16 protein-coding genes are annotated in these 14854 nt (G+C 69.6%); 3 read left to right on the forward strand and 13 right to left on the reverse strand.

Annotated elements, in window-relative coordinates:
- Positions 1–129 precede the first annotated feature (129 nt).
- From AAFN86_RS01430 to AAFN86_RS01440, 3 genes are all read right to left on the reverse strand, one after another.
- Complete coding sequence (locus AAFN86_RS01430; RefSeq protein ID WP_347541418.1) at positions 130–735, reverse strand: ribosome-inactivating family protein; 606 nt, start codon at positions 733–735, stop codon at positions 130–132.
- 104 nt (positions 736–839) lie between these two features.
- The gene (locus tag AAFN86_RS01435; protein WP_347541419.1) at positions 840–1952 is read right to left on the reverse strand and encodes an S-(hydroxymethyl)glutathione dehydrogenase/class III alcohol dehydrogenase; all 1113 of its coding nucleotides are present in this window, start codon (positions 1950–1952) and stop codon (positions 840–842) included.
- A 72-nt stretch (positions 1953–2024) separates the two neighbouring features.
- The gene (locus AAFN86_RS01440) at positions 2025–2795 is read right to left on the reverse strand and encodes a response regulator (RefSeq protein ID WP_347541420.1); all 771 of its coding nucleotides are present in this window, start codon (positions 2793–2795) and stop codon (positions 2025–2027) included.
- A gap of 146 nt (positions 2796–2941) precedes the next feature.
- Here AAFN86_RS01440 and AAFN86_RS01445 point away from each other — a divergent pair, with 146 nt between their 5' ends.
- The gene (locus tag AAFN86_RS01445; RefSeq protein ID WP_347541421.1) at positions 2942–3421 is read left to right on the forward strand and encodes a cupin domain-containing protein; all 480 of its coding nucleotides are present in this window, start codon (positions 2942–2944) and stop codon (positions 3419–3421) included.
- Between the two features lie 341 nt (positions 3422–3762).
- On the opposite strand, the gene AAFN86_RS01450 is transcribed toward AAFN86_RS01445, so the two are convergent.
- From AAFN86_RS01450 to AAFN86_RS01470, 5 genes are all read right to left on the reverse strand, one after another.
- Positions 3763–5085 (reverse strand): TRAP transporter large permease, encoded by a 1323-nt coding sequence (locus tag AAFN86_RS01450; RefSeq protein ID WP_347541422.1) that lies wholly within the window; start codon positions 5083–5085, stop codon positions 3763–3765.
- Entirely contained in the window at positions 5086–5523 is a 438-nt protein-coding gene (locus AAFN86_RS01455; protein WP_347541423.1) for a TRAP transporter small permease subunit, read from the reverse strand. It abuts the gene before it with no gap.
- A gap of 44 nt (positions 5524–5567) precedes the next feature.
- The gene (locus AAFN86_RS01460; protein WP_347541424.1) at positions 5568–6617 is read right to left on the reverse strand and encodes a TRAP transporter substrate-binding protein; all 1050 of its coding nucleotides are present in this window, start codon (positions 6615–6617) and stop codon (positions 5568–5570) included.
- A gap of 80 nt (positions 6618–6697) precedes the next feature.
- On the reverse strand, positions 6698–7318 hold the full coding sequence (locus tag AAFN86_RS01465) for a 2-dehydro-3-deoxy-6-phosphogalactonate aldolase (RefSeq protein WP_347541425.1): 621 nt from the start codon (positions 7316–7318) through the stop codon (positions 6698–6700).
- Complete coding sequence (locus tag AAFN86_RS01470) at positions 7315–8193, reverse strand: 2-dehydro-3-deoxygalactonokinase (protein ID WP_347541426.1); 879 nt, start codon at positions 8191–8193, stop codon at positions 7315–7317. Before AAFN86_RS01470 ends, AAFN86_RS01465 begins: the two co-directional genes overlap by 4 nt.
- A 451-nt stretch (positions 8194–8644) precedes the next feature.
- Here AAFN86_RS01470 and AAFN86_RS01475 point away from each other — a divergent pair, with 451 nt between their 5' ends.
- On the forward strand, positions 8645–8899 hold the full coding sequence (locus AAFN86_RS01475) for a hypothetical protein (protein WP_347541427.1): 255 nt from the start codon (positions 8645–8647) through the stop codon (positions 8897–8899).
- A 49-nt stretch (positions 8900–8948) separates the two neighbouring features.
- Here AAFN86_RS01475 and AAFN86_RS01480 read toward each other — a convergent pair whose 3' ends face one another.
- Complete coding sequence (locus AAFN86_RS01480) at positions 8949–10232, reverse strand: MFS transporter (protein ID WP_347541428.1); 1284 nt, start codon at positions 10230–10232, stop codon at positions 8949–8951.
- A gap of 244 nt (positions 10233–10476) precedes the next feature.
- Positions 10477–10830 carry a hypothetical protein gene (locus AAFN86_RS01485; RefSeq protein ID WP_347541429.1) on the reverse strand — a complete coding sequence of 118 codons (354 nt, stop codon included), beginning with the start codon at positions 10828–10830 and terminating at the stop codon, positions 10477–10479.
- A 273-nt stretch (positions 10831–11103) separates the two neighbouring features.
- Here AAFN86_RS01485 and AAFN86_RS01490 point away from each other — a divergent pair, with 273 nt between their 5' ends.
- A complete protein-coding gene (locus AAFN86_RS01490) occupies positions 11104–12147 on the forward strand; it encodes an AraC family transcriptional regulator (RefSeq protein WP_347541430.1) in 1044 nt (347 codons plus the stop codon).
- Between the two features lie 36 nt (positions 12148–12183).
- Here the strand turns inward: AAFN86_RS01490 and AAFN86_RS01495 are convergent, their stop codons facing one another.
- Genes AAFN86_RS01495 through AAFN86_RS01505 form a run of 3 tightly spaced genes read right to left on the reverse strand, consistent with a single transcriptional unit; the run spans position 12184 to position 14535 of the window.
- Complete coding sequence (locus AAFN86_RS01495) at positions 12184–12882, reverse strand: aspartate/glutamate racemase family protein (RefSeq protein WP_347541431.1); 699 nt, start codon at positions 12880–12882, stop codon at positions 12184–12186.
- On the reverse strand, positions 12882–13715 hold the full coding sequence (locus AAFN86_RS01500; RefSeq protein ID WP_347541432.1) for an ABC transporter permease: 834 nt from the start codon (positions 13713–13715) through the stop codon (positions 12882–12884). The genes AAFN86_RS01495 and AAFN86_RS01500 overlap by 1 nt, the downstream gene beginning before the upstream one ends.
- Positions 13705–14535: an ABC transporter ATP-binding protein gene (locus AAFN86_RS01505; protein ID WP_347541433.1), complete on the reverse strand. Its 831-nt coding sequence runs from the start codon at positions 14533–14535 to the stop codon at positions 13705–13707. The genes AAFN86_RS01500 and AAFN86_RS01505 overlap by 11 nt, the downstream gene beginning before the upstream one ends.
- Between the last annotated feature and the right edge of the window lie 319 nt (positions 14536–14854).

The raw sequence follows: 14854 nt of genomic DNA on the forward strand, positions 1-14854 counted from the left end.
GGGCAGGGGTGGCGATCTGTTGTGTCGGCTCGCGCGTCGGGCGCTGCGCCAAGTCCCCGCGGTCCAGGGGCCCGTTGGCCCCTGGTGGGGAGAGGTCCGGAGAGGGGCGACGCCCCTCTCCGCCGCGCGTCACCCGAGATGTGGCATCAGCACATCGTCATGCGCATCCGCGCTGGCCCCGGCCCAGTTCTGCACGGTCTCCAGCAGGTCCGCGACCGGCAGGAACCCCTGGTCGAAGTAGCGCATCGCCGCGAGCATGATCGAATCGAAGCGCAGCGCCTCCGGCACCAGGAACATCAGCGCCGCGAGCGCCTGCAACTGCCGAGGCGAAGCGCGTGAGCGGCCGAAATCCGACGCCAGCGTCAGCAGTTGCACCGGCGTCATCGCGATGGCCGAGGGTGCGGCGCCGAGCAGGCGGGAATAGTTCAGTTCCTCGTCGATCTCGACCACCGGCGCGCCGGGCGGGTCGGCGGGGCGGGCATAGTCGCGGAAGCAGTACCAGGCGCCGTCGGGCAGGGCGCGCACGCCGAACAGATAGAGGCTGCGCCGGTCGATCGCGACGGCGATGCGCGGCGCGTTGATCGGCGCCCAGACCTCGATCACCTCGACGCCCTGGCGCTGCAGGCCGATGCGGTAGCGCATCTCCTTCATGCTGAAGGGATACAGGTATGGCGAGAGCTGGACCCAGGACCGAAAATCGTCGGGCTGGTTGAGCAGCGCGATGTTGCCGGACATGCCGACCTCCGATGCCCCCGGATTGACGGGAGCACCGTAGCATGTCGGCGGGCAGGTCCGGCCTAAAACGCCGCATGGCGCGTGACCGGCGTCACGCGCGGCGATCAGTAGATGACGACGCTGCGGATCGACTTGCCTTCATGCATCAGGTCGAAGGCGGTGTTGATCTGGTCGAGCGGCATGGTGTGGGTGATCAGGCTGTCGATCTCGATCTTGCCTTCCATGTACCAGTCCACGATCTTCGGCACGTCGGTGCGACCGCGCGCGCCGCCGAAGGCAGTGCCGCGCCAGTTGCGCCCCGTGACCAGCTGGAACGGTCGCGTGCTGATCTCCTGCCCCGATGCCGCGACGCCGATGATGATCGACGTGCCCCAGCCGCGATGGGTGCATTCCAGCGCCTGGCGCATCACGTGGACATTGCCGATGCATTCAAAGGAGAAGTCGGCGCCGCCATCGGTGATGTCCTGGATCGCCTGCACCACCTTGTCGGTGCCGACGACGTTCGGATTGACGAAATGCGTCATGCCGAATTTGCGGGCCATCTCCTCGCGTGCAGGATTCAGGTCAACGCCGATGATCTTGTCGGCACCGACCATGCGCGCGGCCTGCAGCACGTTCAGCCCGATGCCGCCCAGGCCGAAGACGACGACATTGGCCCCGGGCCAGACCTTGGCGGTGTTGATGACGGCGCCGATGCCCGTGGTCACGCCGCAGCCGATGTAGCAGATCTTGTCGAAGGGCGCGTCGGGGCGGACCTTCGCCAGCGCGATCTCGGGCAGGATGGTGAAGTTCGCGAAGGTCGAGCAGCCCATGTAGTGGAACACGGTGCCCTGGTCGCAGGAGAAGCGAGAGGTGCCGTCGGGCATCACGCCCTTGCCCTGCGTCGCGCGGATCGCGGTGCACAGGTTCGATCGCTGCGACAGGCAGGTTTTGCACTGCCGGCATTCCGGCGTGTAGAGCGGGATGACGTGGTCGCCCGGCTTGAGCGTGGTCACGCCGGCACCGACCTCGCGCACGATGCCCGCGCCTTCATGGCCGAGGATGGCGGGGAAGATGCCTTCGGGGTCGGCGCCCGACAGGGTGTAGGCATCGGTGTGGCAGACGCCGGTGGCCATCACCTCGACCAGCACCTCGCCCGGCTTGGGGTCGCCGATGTCGATGGTCTCGATGGTCAGCGGGGCTCCGGCTTTCCAGGCGACGGCGGCGCGGGTCTTCATGGCGTGGCTCCGGTGGATGGCGGGCGCACCTTTGCGTGGCCCCGGCCGCCGCCGCAACCCCCGGCGCGACGATCAGCGCGGCAGGGACTTGGTTACAAGCTCCAGCAATTCATTCGCGCTGGTGGCGCGGCCCGTCGCGCCGAGCGATTTCGCCTCCTCCCGCTGCGCGGTGGTGGCCGGGCCGGCATAGATGATGAAGGGCGTGGCGTCGTCGCGGGCGCGCAGCGCCTTGAGAAGGTCGTAGCCCGCCTGCTCGCCTTCCGGTCGCCGCATGTCGGAAACGATGACATCGAAGCGATCGGCCGCCGCACGCGTCAGCCCTTCCTCGGTGGTCAGCGCGGTCTGCACCGCCATGCCCGCGGCTTCCATCGCTCGGCGTTCATGCACGTTGTTGGTGGGATGGTCATCGACCCACAGCACCTTCGGCACGCGGGTCGCGGTCCTGGCGGCGGCGGTCGCCATACGGGCAGCGGTGAACAGCCTGGCGGGATCGGCGGGCGCCGGGGCCGCCTGGCCGGGGGTCGCCTCGGCACGCCCGGCGGCGGCGGCCAGCGCGGCCACCACCTCCATGAAGTTCTTCTCTTCCTTGAAGTCGGCGGGGCTATAGAGCTTGCCGGTGTGGTTCATCACGAGGTCGCGGAACACCCACAGCACGCAGGGCGGGAAGGCCACGAGGAACAGCACGAGCAGCACGCGTTCGAAGGGGCCGAGCCCGCTGGCGGCGACGCCGAGCACGAGCGCGGCCATGCCGTACACCAGCACGATGAACAGCGCGATGATGCCGAGCGGATTGCGCGAGAGCGACTTGGCCGTCTCGCTGAAGGTGCCGAGATTGTCGCTCATCGCGTGATCCCGCCTGGTCCGGCTCGACAATAGGCGATTGTTGGCGTTGAGGAGCGACAATTTCGCCGGATGCCGGAAGCGGATTGCGCGCGGGGGCGAGCGTGGCCGATGATCCCGGCCGGGAACGAACCCGAAGGAAACGCTCCATGGCCCATACGATGCGCGTCCCGCTCCTCTGCGCCGGTTTCGCGGCGGCCTTCGCCGCGGGGTTGCTCGCCAACCGACTGGTGCCGCAGGCCGAGGCGCAGTCGGGCCCGCCGCCGCTGACCCCGCAGATCATCAACCTGTTCAGCATGACGGATGAGGAGATCGGCAACCTCGTGCCCAACACCGACCTGCGCAGCCGCACGCTGGTGACGACGCCGGACGGGACGGTTGCCGTGCAGAGCGGCAATGTGCTGCGGCACTACCACGCGGACGCCAATGAGATTCAGCTCATCCTGCAGGGGGAGGGGTCGTTCTGGCTCGGCGACCGCGAAGTGCAGGTGAAGCCGGGCGACCTGATCGTCATCCCCCGCGGCGTGGCGCATGCCGGGTCGCGCGCGACGACCGGGCGGTTTCGCGCGCTGGCGATCAAGCTGCCGCCGCAGCGGGCGGGGGATACGGTGCCGGCGCCGGCGCCGTAGCGTCGGCGGGACGACGCCCCGTAGGCGCGAGGATTAAGCGGAAGGTTGGAGGGGCCTTGCCCCTCCAAACCACCCCACCAAAGGCCAGTGGGCCTTTGGAAACCATCACTTGGCGCAGGGCGAGGCAGTCGGGACCAGTGTCTGGCTTCCGTTCTCGTGCCCAAGGCAACTTTTGTGTTGGGGACCAACCACCGTGCGCAGCAACAAGTCGAGGTTTCCAAAGGCCTTAAGCCTTTGGTGGGGGAGGTCCGGAGGGGGCAATGCCCTCTCCGGTTACACCACCGAGAGCCTTATCCCCGCGCCAATAGCGCAAAGCCGATCCAATCTCCGGCCGCCGCGCCTCAACTCAGCAGCCGCACCAGCACCAGCGACAGCCATGGGAATGCGACGCACAGCCCCAGCCGGATGAAATCCGTCACCAGATAGGGCAGCACGCCGCGATAGGTCGCCCCGATCGGGACATCGCGCGCCAACCCCGACACGACAAAGACATTCAGCCCGATCGGCGGCGCCGTCAGCCCGATGCCGACGACGATCAGCACCAGGATGCCGAACCAGATTGCCGTCTCCTCGGTGGTCAGGCCGAAATCAAGCGCGGTGATGACGGGGAAGAACACCGGCAGCGTCAGCAGCATCATCGCCAGCTCATCCATCACCGCGCCGAGCACGAGGTAGACGGCGAGGAAGGCGCAGAGCACGCCAAGCGGCGGGAAGCCCTGATCGGCGACCCAGACGGCCAGCAGGTCCGGCGCCTGGGACAAGGCGAGGAAGGCGTTGAACACCTCCGCCCCCAGCAGGATGGCGAAGATCATCGCCGTGGTCTCGGCGGTGGCCTTCAGTGACTCGATCACCTGGCGTGGTGCGAGGCTGCGGCGGAACACGCCGGTCAGCAGCGTCGCGGCGCAGCCCACCGCCGCACTTTCGGTGGGGGTGAAGATCCCGCCATAGATGCCGCCCACCACCACCACCGCGATCAGCAGCACGGGGATGACGTTGCGCAGCGCCTCACGCCGGTCGTCAGGGGCCACGCGCGGGGCAGCGGGGCAAAGGTCCGGCCGCCGCCACACCACCACCGCGATCGTGACGATGTAGAAGGCGGTCGCCATCAGCCCGGGGATCAGCGCGGCCATGAACAGCCGCGCGATGTTCTGTTCCGTGCTGATGGCATAGACCACCAGGATGACCGAGGGCGGGATCAGGATGCCGAGTACGCCGCCCACCGCGATGGTCCCGGTCGCGAAGCCGGGCGCGGTGCCGTAGCGGCGCAGTTCCGGCAGTGCGGCGCGGCCGAATGTGGCGGTGGTCGCGACCGATGACCCGCACACCGCGCCGAACCCGGCGCAGGCGCCGATCACCGCCATGGCGAGGCCGCCGCGCTTGTGCCCGACCAGCGCATTGGCCGCGGTGAACAGGTCCCGCGCCAGCCCGCCGCGTTCGGCCAGCGAGCCCATCAGGATGAACAGCGGGATGACCGACAGCGTGTAGTTGGCGAACAGGAAGAACGGCGTGGTTTTGAGATAGGCCAGCAGCCGGGTGGTATCGACGATGTGGGCGTAGCCGGCGCAGCCCACCACCAGCATCGCCAGCCCGATCGGGCAGCGCAGCGCGAGCAGGATCAGCAGCGCGGCGAAGCCCGCGCCGGCCAGGATGAATTCCTCGGCCATTCAGCCGCGCCCGCGCAGCAGGCGACCGGTCCAGTACAGGGCGGCGAGGCCGGTCGCCGCGAAGCACAGCGCGCCGATGCCGATCGCCCACCAGATCGGAATGCCGAGCAGGCCCATGGTGGTGGATCCGTTGCCCAGCGCCTCCATCGCGCCCACCGCCATGCGTTCGGCCAGCACCAGGGCCACGATGCCCCAGATGAGATTCCAGAAGCCGTCGATCGCCTGGTTCACCCGCAGCGGCAGCCTTGTGGTGAAGCTGTCCACGAAGATGTTGGCGCGCATCAGCGTGCCATAGGCGAGGAAGCCCAGCACCGCGAGCCCGCCGCCGACCTGCACCATCTCGACATCGCCGGTGATCGGCCGATCGAAGAGCCAGCGCATCAGCACCGACGCGGCGACCATGAAGGCGACCGCAAGCAGCACGGCCCCGCCGGCCACGGCGAAGCCGCCGGCGAGGCGCGCGACCGGACCGGAAGGCGGGGTCAGGACACGCCCTGGCCGAACCGGGTGACGAGGGCGCGGGTTTCCTCGACCAACGCCGCGCCATCGATGCTGCGTTCGCGCATCTGGGCAATCCAGGCGGTGGTGACGGGGGCGGTGGCGGTCACCCAGCGCGCCTTCTCGGCCTCGGTGATCTCGCTGATCGTGTTGCCGCGGCGGCGGGCGACCTCCTCGACCTTGGGGCCTTCCTCGTCCCAGACGCGGGCGGCCATGATCGCGGCGGCCTCGCCGGAATTGGCATCGAGCACGCGCTTCAGGTCATCCGGCAGCCCCTGGTAGCGCGCCGGATTCATCGCCAGGACGAAGGACGCGGAATAGAAGGTCGGGCTGCCGGGAATGCCGATGTGGTAGCGCGCCATCTCCTGCAGGCGGATGGAGGGCACGACTTCCCACGGCACCACCGCGCCGTCGATCACGCCCTGGGACATCGCCTCGGGAACCTGCGGCACGGGCATGCCGATCGCGGTCGCACCCAGCGCCTTCAGCCCTTCGCCGGCCTGGCGGGTGGGGAAGCGCAGCTTGAGGCCGCGCAGATCCTCCATCGTCTTCACGTCGCGCTTGGCGTGGATCAGCCCGCCATCATGCGCCCAGGCAGTGATGATGTGGGTCTCGCTGAACTCGGTGGTCCGCATGTGCTTGTCGAACAGCGCCCAGGCGACGCGCGCATTCACGCTGGCGCGCTGATGGGCGATGAAGGGCAGCTCGATGACCTCGATGCGCGGGAAGCGGCCGGGGGTGTAGCCGGGCAGCGTCCAGACGATGTCGGCGACGCCATCCTTCGCCTGGTCGTAAAGTTGCGGCGGCGCGCCGCCGAGTTGCATCACCGGGAAGATCTGGATGCGCAGCCGCCCGCCCGATTCCTCGCGGATCTTGTTCGTCCAGGGCACCAGGAAATGGCGATGGACGTTGGACACGGCCGGGAGGAAATGATGCAGCCGCAGCGTCACCTCCTGCGCCGCCGCACGGCGAGGCGTGAACAGCGCGGGGGCCGAAAGGGCGGCGCCCGTCAGCAGCAGGCGGCGATGCAGCATCGTATCGTTTCCCCAGATGGAGCCGTGCCGGGATTGCCTCCCCGGTTCGGCGCCACCTTCGGGCGAAACCGCCCGGCCTTTCAAGCGGCGTCGATCGCCTGGCGCAGCGCGCGCGCCTTCGCAGTGACCGCTGCGGCATCGTCGCCAGGCTTGTAGATCGACGAGCCCACGCCGAAGCCGGCGGCCCCCGCTGCCTTCCAGGCCGGAATAGTTTCCGCGCCGACGCCGCCCACCGGCAGCACCGCCGTGCCCTTCGGCAGCACCGCGAGCAGCGCGCGCAGCACGGCGGGCGAGGCGGCCTCGGCCGGGAACAGCTTCAGCGCATCGGCCCCGGCGGCGAGCAGCGCGAAGGCCTCGCCCGGCGTGAAGAAGCCCGGGCAGGCGATCATCCCCCGCGCGCGGGCGGCCAGAACCAGCGACGGGTCGCAATGCGGCGTCACCATCAGCCTGGCCCCGGCGCGGGCGATGGCGGCGACCTCGTCCTCGGAGGTGACGGTGCCGGCGCCGATCAGCGCGCGTTCCCCGAAGGCGGCATGCAGCCGGCGGATGCTCTCGAGCGGATTGGGCGAGTTGAGCGGCACTTCGAGGATGTTCAGCCCCTCGGACAGCAGCGCGGCGCCGATGCCCTCCACCTCCTCCGGCCGGATGCCGCGCAGGATGGCGACGATCGGGCAGGCGTCGATCCAGGGGGCGAGGCTCATGGCAGGAGCTGCCCGATGCGCCACAGGCCGTGGGCCGCGGCATCGGGGTCCGCCTTGATGTACGGCACGCCGAAGGCATCGAGTGCCGCGGCGTAGCGCAACGTCAGGCGATCGGCCCCGATCAGCACCACCGGGGGGGCGACGCCATCCTCGAGCGCCGCGGCGACCTCATGGCCGATCAGCAGGCCGGAGAGGGTGGAGGACGCCTCCTCCTCCTGCATCTCGTCGAACAGGGCCGAGGCGCGCAGGCCGAACAGGTGGTGCAGCAAGCCGCCGCCCTGCTTCGCGCGAGCGACGCCGCGCGCGAAGCCGCCGGCATGAAAGGGCGAGCAGGCATTCATCATGCGCGCGAGGATGGTGTGGCCGGCGAGTGCCGCGAAGGCCTCCCCGGTGAAGTGGGTTGCGAAGGCGGTGACCTCGCCACCCTTCACGCGTGCCCATTTCGAATGGCTGCCGGGCAGGCAGACGGTCGCCTCGGCGTCGCCGAGGGCCGCGCCGAGGATCTGCGTCTCCTCCCCGCGCATGACGTCCGGCACGCCGTGGCGGTCCCGGCAGGACAGGCCGGGCAGCAGATGCAGGTCCGCACCGGGATAAGGCAGCGCGATGGCCGCGGCGGCCAGGCCGTCGAGACCGGCCGGGCAAGGCAGGTAGGGTGCTTCCAGCCAACCCTGCCGGCTGCCCACCATGCCGCACATCAGGATGCGGCCTTCGCCATTGTCAATCCAGTCGCCGGCGACGGCGTGCAGCGTGTCGGGAAAGTCGCCGGGTGCCACCGTCAGGATGCCGCGCGGCGTGTCGCGCCGGCCCGTGATCTGTCCATCCGCCGCGAAGCGATAGGCCCGCAGGCTCGACGTACCCCAGTCGATTCCGATCATTCAATCCTCACCGCCGCCCCTGTCTGCGACATGCCAAAGCCGGAACCGCGACGCAAGCAATGCCTGTACATATACTGCACAATGACGAATTTTTATTAGTCTGATCAGGTAACAGTCCGCGGTGATACAGATCAAAACCGCCGGGCCTGACCAGGCGCGACTATCGTTCGATGAAGAGGCCGGGCCGCGTCCAGTCGCGCGGGCGGCATGGCCACCACGGCATCGTCCCGGCGCAACAGTCTCGATACCAGGGTTGGGCCTGGCTATGAAACAGATCACAGCGCGTTCGCGCTGGTGGGACGGATGGGCGGCCGGCGCGCTCCGGTCATGCCGCGTCGGGGCGACGCCCGAAGGCATCCAGGTCAGCCCGGACAATCGCCATGTCGCGGTGACGATCCACGACGGATCGGCTCGGCCCGAGGGCGATCCGCTGCGCGGGACGAGATAGCTGGTGATCCTGCGGATCGAACGCGGCCGGTTGACCGAAGTGGCCCGCGCGCCGACCGGTGCCTGGGCGCAGGGCATCGCCTTCTCCCGCGATGGCCGCATGATCGTCGTGCAGAACATGACGGACCGGAACCTCGGCGTGTTCCGTTTCGAGAATGGGCGGCTGCGCGACACCGGGCAGCGCATCGGCGTGAATGGCGGGCCGGCGGCGATCCGCACGGCGGATGTCGCGCAGGCGGCGCCGCAGCGGCGCAACTGACGCCAGGCCGGGCCGGGGTGCCGGGCCATGCGACGCGCCGGCCGTCATGTCAGGCGCCGCGCTGCCGCGGCACCAGGATGAGCAGTATCACCCCGGCAAGCCCGACCAGCGCGGCCGCCGCCACGGGCACCCGGTGGCCGCCCAGCGCCTCGATGGCAAAGCCAGCCGCAAGTGGCGCGGCCAGCACCGGAACGGCCCGGCCCGAAAAGATCAGCCCGATGACGGTGCCGACCGTCTCCCGACCGAACTGGTCCGCGGCGAAGGCCGGCAGCAGCGCCAGGAACCCGCCCCAGCTGACACCGAACAGGATCGCGAATACGGCCAGTTCCGCGGCCGATGACGCCACCGCCCAGAGCGTCGTCGCCGTGACAAGCGTGATGGCGCAGGCGAGGAAGGTCGCGCGCCGCCCCGTGATGTCCGCCAGCGCTCCCAGCACGAAGCGGCCCGCGATGGAGGCGATGCCGATCACCCCGAGCAGCCCGAGGGCATCCGCCCTGGCGAGCCCGAGGTCGCTCGCCGAAGCGACCAAATGCCCAAAAGGCAGGGCGATCGGGACGGAGAGCAGCAGCACGCCGAGGAAAAGCCTCGCGAAGCCTCCCTGGGAGATTGCGCGGTGTCCGGCCGCCGTGGTCTGCGCCTGGGAGCTGATCTCCTCCGCCACGGCCCGCAGCCCGGTTGCGCGGCGCCGTGGCGGCATGCCGGGCATCAGCATGGCACCCGCGAGCCCGACGGCCCCGGCACCAATGCCCGAGAGCCCGAAGGCGAAGCGCCAGTCGCCGTATCCGCTCAGCAGACCCGCCATCGGCAGCACCAGCGCGGTGCCCACACCCACCCCAGCCGCCGCAATGCCGGAAGCGAGGCCGCGCCCCAGGACGAAGTGGCGCTGCACCGCGGCCAGGCTCGGGACGTGGGCGAAGCCGGTGCCCAGGCCGATCAGCACGCCGTAGCAGATCACCACTTCCGTCATGTTGCGCGCCGCCGAAGCGGCAAACAGGCCGAGGGTCACCACGGCCATGCCCGTGACGGCGAGCGGGCGTGGCCCGATACGGTCCGCCAGCGGCCCGCTGAAGCCGCTCACCGCGAAGCAGCAGGCCCCCGAGACCGCGTAGACCAGGCCTGCGGCAGCGCGCGAGCCGCCAAAGGTGGCAACCAGGTCGTCGGCGAAGGCGGCATATGAATAGATCGCACCGAACCCCACCATGTTGAGCAGGAAGGTGCCGGCCAGCACGCCCCAGCCCTCGGTGAATTCCCGGAGCCTCACATCGCGCACGGGGCGTGCGACGGCCGCCCGACGCATGGCGCGGCGGTCGATGGCGTCCAGGTGCAGGCTCATGGACCGCGTTGCCTCGGGGCGGTGGCGAGACAGGATGCCGTCTCGCTCGCGCCGAGGGCGGCCGGCACGGGCCAGGGACGGATGCGGACGCGGCCCGCGCCGCCGGGCACCGGGTCGAGCCACGGCGCCAGCGGGTCTGCCGAGGGGAAGTCCCAGGCATGGGCGCCGCCGCGCATTCCCGATGCGCCGGCGGCAGGGTCCCGCCTACCGTTCGCCTTGCGCCGCGGGGATGCCCGGGACGGCATCACGCCTCCCCGCCCGCAGCCCTGGGGGATCCTTCACCGCGACCGCCGACCCGTTGCCATATGGCGGCCATGCGCGCAGCGGTGCGTCGCATGGCGCGGGCGAACATCGCCGGCTGGACCGCGCCAGCCTGGGCGCGGCCCGCGGCCTCGATGGCAATGGGCTCGCCGCGCCTGGCGGTCGCGCAGCGGCGGGCCTGCGGCGCTTCGGTCGCGGCTTCGTTCGGCGTGACGCCCATGGTCAGGGCGGGGCCGTGGCCACCGGGCGGCGGCTTCATCACCTCGCCGCCGGTCCCGCCGGCTGGCTCCGAGGCGACCGCCGCGGGCGCACGGCGCGCGCGTCGTCGCACGTCCATGGGGACAGCGTCAGGAGGGGCATGTTGTCATGCTCCAGCGAAACGAGGCGGCAGACCGCCGACTGTTTCGTTGCAACCCCCAGGGATTTGTTGTCTCGTCATCACGCAGCAGTGATCAACCAGGCGTCACGCGCAGGGAAGCAATCGGATCGCGCTTCGGCCGGCTTCCGGTCGTTTCCTGCCAGTTCTGTATTGGCGCTGCGGGATCCGGATTGGGCCCGGGCTGGCGCGGCGGCGGTCGCTGCTTGAAGATGTCGAAGGGATGCTGCTGTCATGCCGGCCGGAGCACTTGCGATCGACCCTTCGCGGCTGACGGCCTTCAACGTCGTCCAGGCAACCGATCCAGAGGAACTGGACAGTCGCTCACGCGTGAGCGAGCGACTTCCGGGGCAAAGCCGCACGTACAAGTACAGGCTGCGGGACCCTGCGCTGTGCCGGATGCGGTTCGACCAGCCGATCTTCGGCATGGCGATCCGCAGCGCCGGCGCGATCCTGGTCAGCCAGGCGGCAAACCGTTTCTCCACGGCAGTGGACGTCGACGGCACTGCCGACGAGCACTTCTGCTTTGCGACGATGTTGCGCGGGTCGATATCGGTGTTTGAGAAGGGGGCACACGCGACGGGCTCGCAGGGCCGTGGCCTCGCCTATCGCACGGGCCCGGGCAGCCGGTTCCTGTTCAGTGACGATTCACTGCGCATCAATGTCTTCCTCAAGGTGGCGGAGGTCGAGGGTGCGCTCGAGCACATGCTCGACGAGCGCCTTCGCGAGCCCCTCGTGTTGGGGGGCGAACTCGATTGGAGCGGGGGGCTTGCCGCCAGCCTGAAGGGGCAACTGGATTTCGTGATGCGCGAGTTCCAGCGAACGGACGGCATCGCTGACAACCCCGTGTCACTGGCGTCGATGACCGATCTGCTGGCCACGCTCGTGTTGCGCGCCGTGCCGCATAAGTACTCGGATCGGCTGACGGCCGGGTCGGCCGGTGCGGTTCCGGCCTATGTCTGGCGCGCGGAGGAATTCATGCGCGCCCATTGCGCAGAGCCGATCCGCATGGCCCAGGTTGCCGCCGCCGCTGGCTGCAGCGTGCGGACCTTGGGGGCTGTCTTCCGGGAGTTCCGGGGACATACCGCGCTCGGCGCGCTGCACGGCATCCGGCTGGATCAGGTGATGCGTGACATAAGCCAGGGCGCGTCCGATGCCCCTGTCGCCGCGATCGCGCGCCGCTACGGCTTCACCAACGCGTCGCGCTTTGCCCAGGCTTTCCGGCGCCGGTTCGGCGAAACGGCGCCGGAGGTGCTGCGCCGCGCCGCGCGCTCGTGAAGCGCGATCATCTGCGCGCAGCGCCCGCCGGCCGGTTCAGCCTGGCGCTGGAGGCGCAGCGCCCGCCGCGCGCAGCGCCCCCCACAGCGCCACCGCCACGGAATCCAGCACCGGTATGCCGGTTTCCGCCCGCACCAGGCGCGCGGCCTCAAGCCCCCGGAAATTCGTGCAGTGGATCGCGATGGCGTCGCAGCCTTCCGCCGCCACCTCCCGCGTGAGGCGTGTGACCAACTCGGGCGCGTGCGTGCAGAAGGAGTAGTTGCCAGGGTCTTCCAGGTGTCGCTCGGCGACGGGGGTGAAGCCCTCGGCGCGCAGGTTGGTCAGGATGGCGGCCTGGACGGTGCCAAGATACGGCGTGACCAGCCCAACCCGCTTCGCGCCCAGCGCGTGCAGCGCGTCATGCAGCGCGAGCGTTGCCGTGGTGCAGGGGATGCCGGTCGCCGCCGTTACGGCCGCGCAGACCGCGCGATCGGCATCGAGCCCGAGCCAGGCGCCGGAGGTGCCGTTCCAGCACAGCGCATGCACCTTGGCATCGGCCAGCATCTCCGCCGCCGCGACCATCGGCCCGGCGTCGAACTGCCCGGTGGAACCGCCGTCCAGCGTGATGGACAGCACTCGCAGCCGCTGGAAATGCGCCGTGATCTGCGGCGTGCCTGCCAGCAGCGCGGCCGTCGCCGGTTCCAGCACGGTGTTCGAGGATGGGGTCAGCATCCCCAGCCGGATCGAACCGTCCATCAGCCCCCCGTCGCGAGGCGCGGGTCGTTCTGCCCGCGCGTCGCCCAGCCTGTCGTGCGTTCCTCGATGGTCACCGCGACCCAATACATCAGCACGCCCATCACCCCGGTCACGATCAGCCCGGCGAAGACGAGCGGGACGTCGAAGCGGGAAGAAGCGACCAGCATCAGGTGCCCGATACCCTCATTAGCGGCGACCGTCTCGCTGATGATCGACCCCACGAAGGCCACCGTGATCGCCACCTTCAGCGAGGCGAAGAAATACGGCATCGCGCGCGGCAGGCCCACCTTCATGATGATGTCGATCGGACGGGCTCCAAGCGCGCGCAGCACGTCGCGCAGCTCGGGTTCCACGGTGGCGATGCCGGTCGCGACATTCACCACGATGGGGAAGAAGGAGATCAGAAAGGCGGTCAGCACCGCCGGCCAGAAGCCCGCGCCGAACCAGATCACCAGGATCGGCACCACCGCCACCTTGGGCACCGAGTTGAAGGCGATCAGCAGCGGATACAGCCCGCGATAGACCAGCACCGAGGACCCGATCAGTACGCCGAGTGCGAGGCCGAAGCCGACCGCCATGATGAAGCCGACGAAGGTAGTGAGCAGCGTCGCCCAGGAATTGGTCAGCAGCGGGTGCCACCACTTCACCATGCTCTCGGCGATGTCGGTCGGCGCCGGCAGGATGAAGACGGGCACGTCGAACAGCTTCACCACCGCTTCCCAGACTAGGAACATCCCGACGGTAACGAGCCAGGGCAGGGCGTTTTCCAGCCGGCGGCGGCGGCGGGCGGCTTCGGCGAGCGCCTCGGCGGAGCGGGCGGACCTAGCGGACATCGGCGGTCTCTCCCTTGCGGGCCTCGGCATCCTCCCCACGCCGAGCTTCGGCGATGCGGTCGCGCAATTCGTGGACGATGGCCTGGAACTCGGCCTCATAGGTCTGGTCGAGGCGGCGCGGACGCGGGTAGGGAACGCGGCGCTCGGCGATGATGCGCCCCGGGCGGGAGGACATGATCAGCACGCGGTCGGCCAGGTAGACCGCTTCCTTCAAATCATGCGTCACCAGGATGACCGTCGGCTTCTTGGCGAGCCACACCGCCTGCATGACGTCCCACAGATCCTCCCGCGTGAAGACATCGAGCGCGCCGAAGGGCTCGTCGAGCATTAGCAGCCGCGGGTCGTGCACCAGGGCGCGGCACAGCGAGGCGCGCTGCTGCATGCCGCCCGACAATTGCCAGGGGAATTTCGATTCGAAGCCGTCCAGGCCGACCAGTTTCAGCAGGTCGCGGGCCTTGCGTTCATACATGCCGCGCTGGGCGCGCAACTGGCGGCGATGCGGCTGCACCACCTCCAGCGGCAGCATCACGTTGTCGATGATGTTGCGCCAGGGCAGCAGCGTCGGGTTCTGGAAGGCCATGCCGGCCATCGACAGCGGGCCATCGACCTCGCGGCCGTCGACGATGACCGTGCCCTCGGTGGGCGGCCACAGGCCGGTGACCAGGCGCATCAGGGTGGATTTGCCGCATCCCGAAGGGCCGACCACGGCGACGAATTCGCCGTCCCCGACATCAAGGGAGGCGTCGCGCAAGGCCAGGGTGCCCTCGACGCCGCCATAGCGCATCGAGACGCCGTCGATCTGGACGAAGGGTGGGGTCATGGGAATTGTCCTGGCATGTGGCGTGCCGGGGAGGAGGCGGCGCGAAGGGAGGAGGTGGCGCAAAGGTTGGAGGGGTGCTGCCCCTCCAAGCCACCCCGCCAGGGGGCAACGGCCCCCTGGACCGCGGGGACCTGGCGCGATTCAGCCAAGGTGGGACGCGAAGGACGGGCGCGTGATCGGGGATGACGCCCAGGCGGCATGGGACACGCCTCGCCGCCACGGCCCAAACCCTGCGCCCGGCGCCAAGTGACGGTTTCCAAAGGCCTTGGGCCTTTGGTGGGGTGGTCTGGAGGGGCGACGCCCCTCCAGCCTTTTCGTC

This window comes from Roseomonas sp. CAU 1739, from assembly GCF_039839775.1.
In the GTDB taxonomy this organism is placed as follows: domain Bacteria; phylum Pseudomonadota; class Alphaproteobacteria; order Acetobacterales; family Acetobacteraceae; genus Neoroseomonas.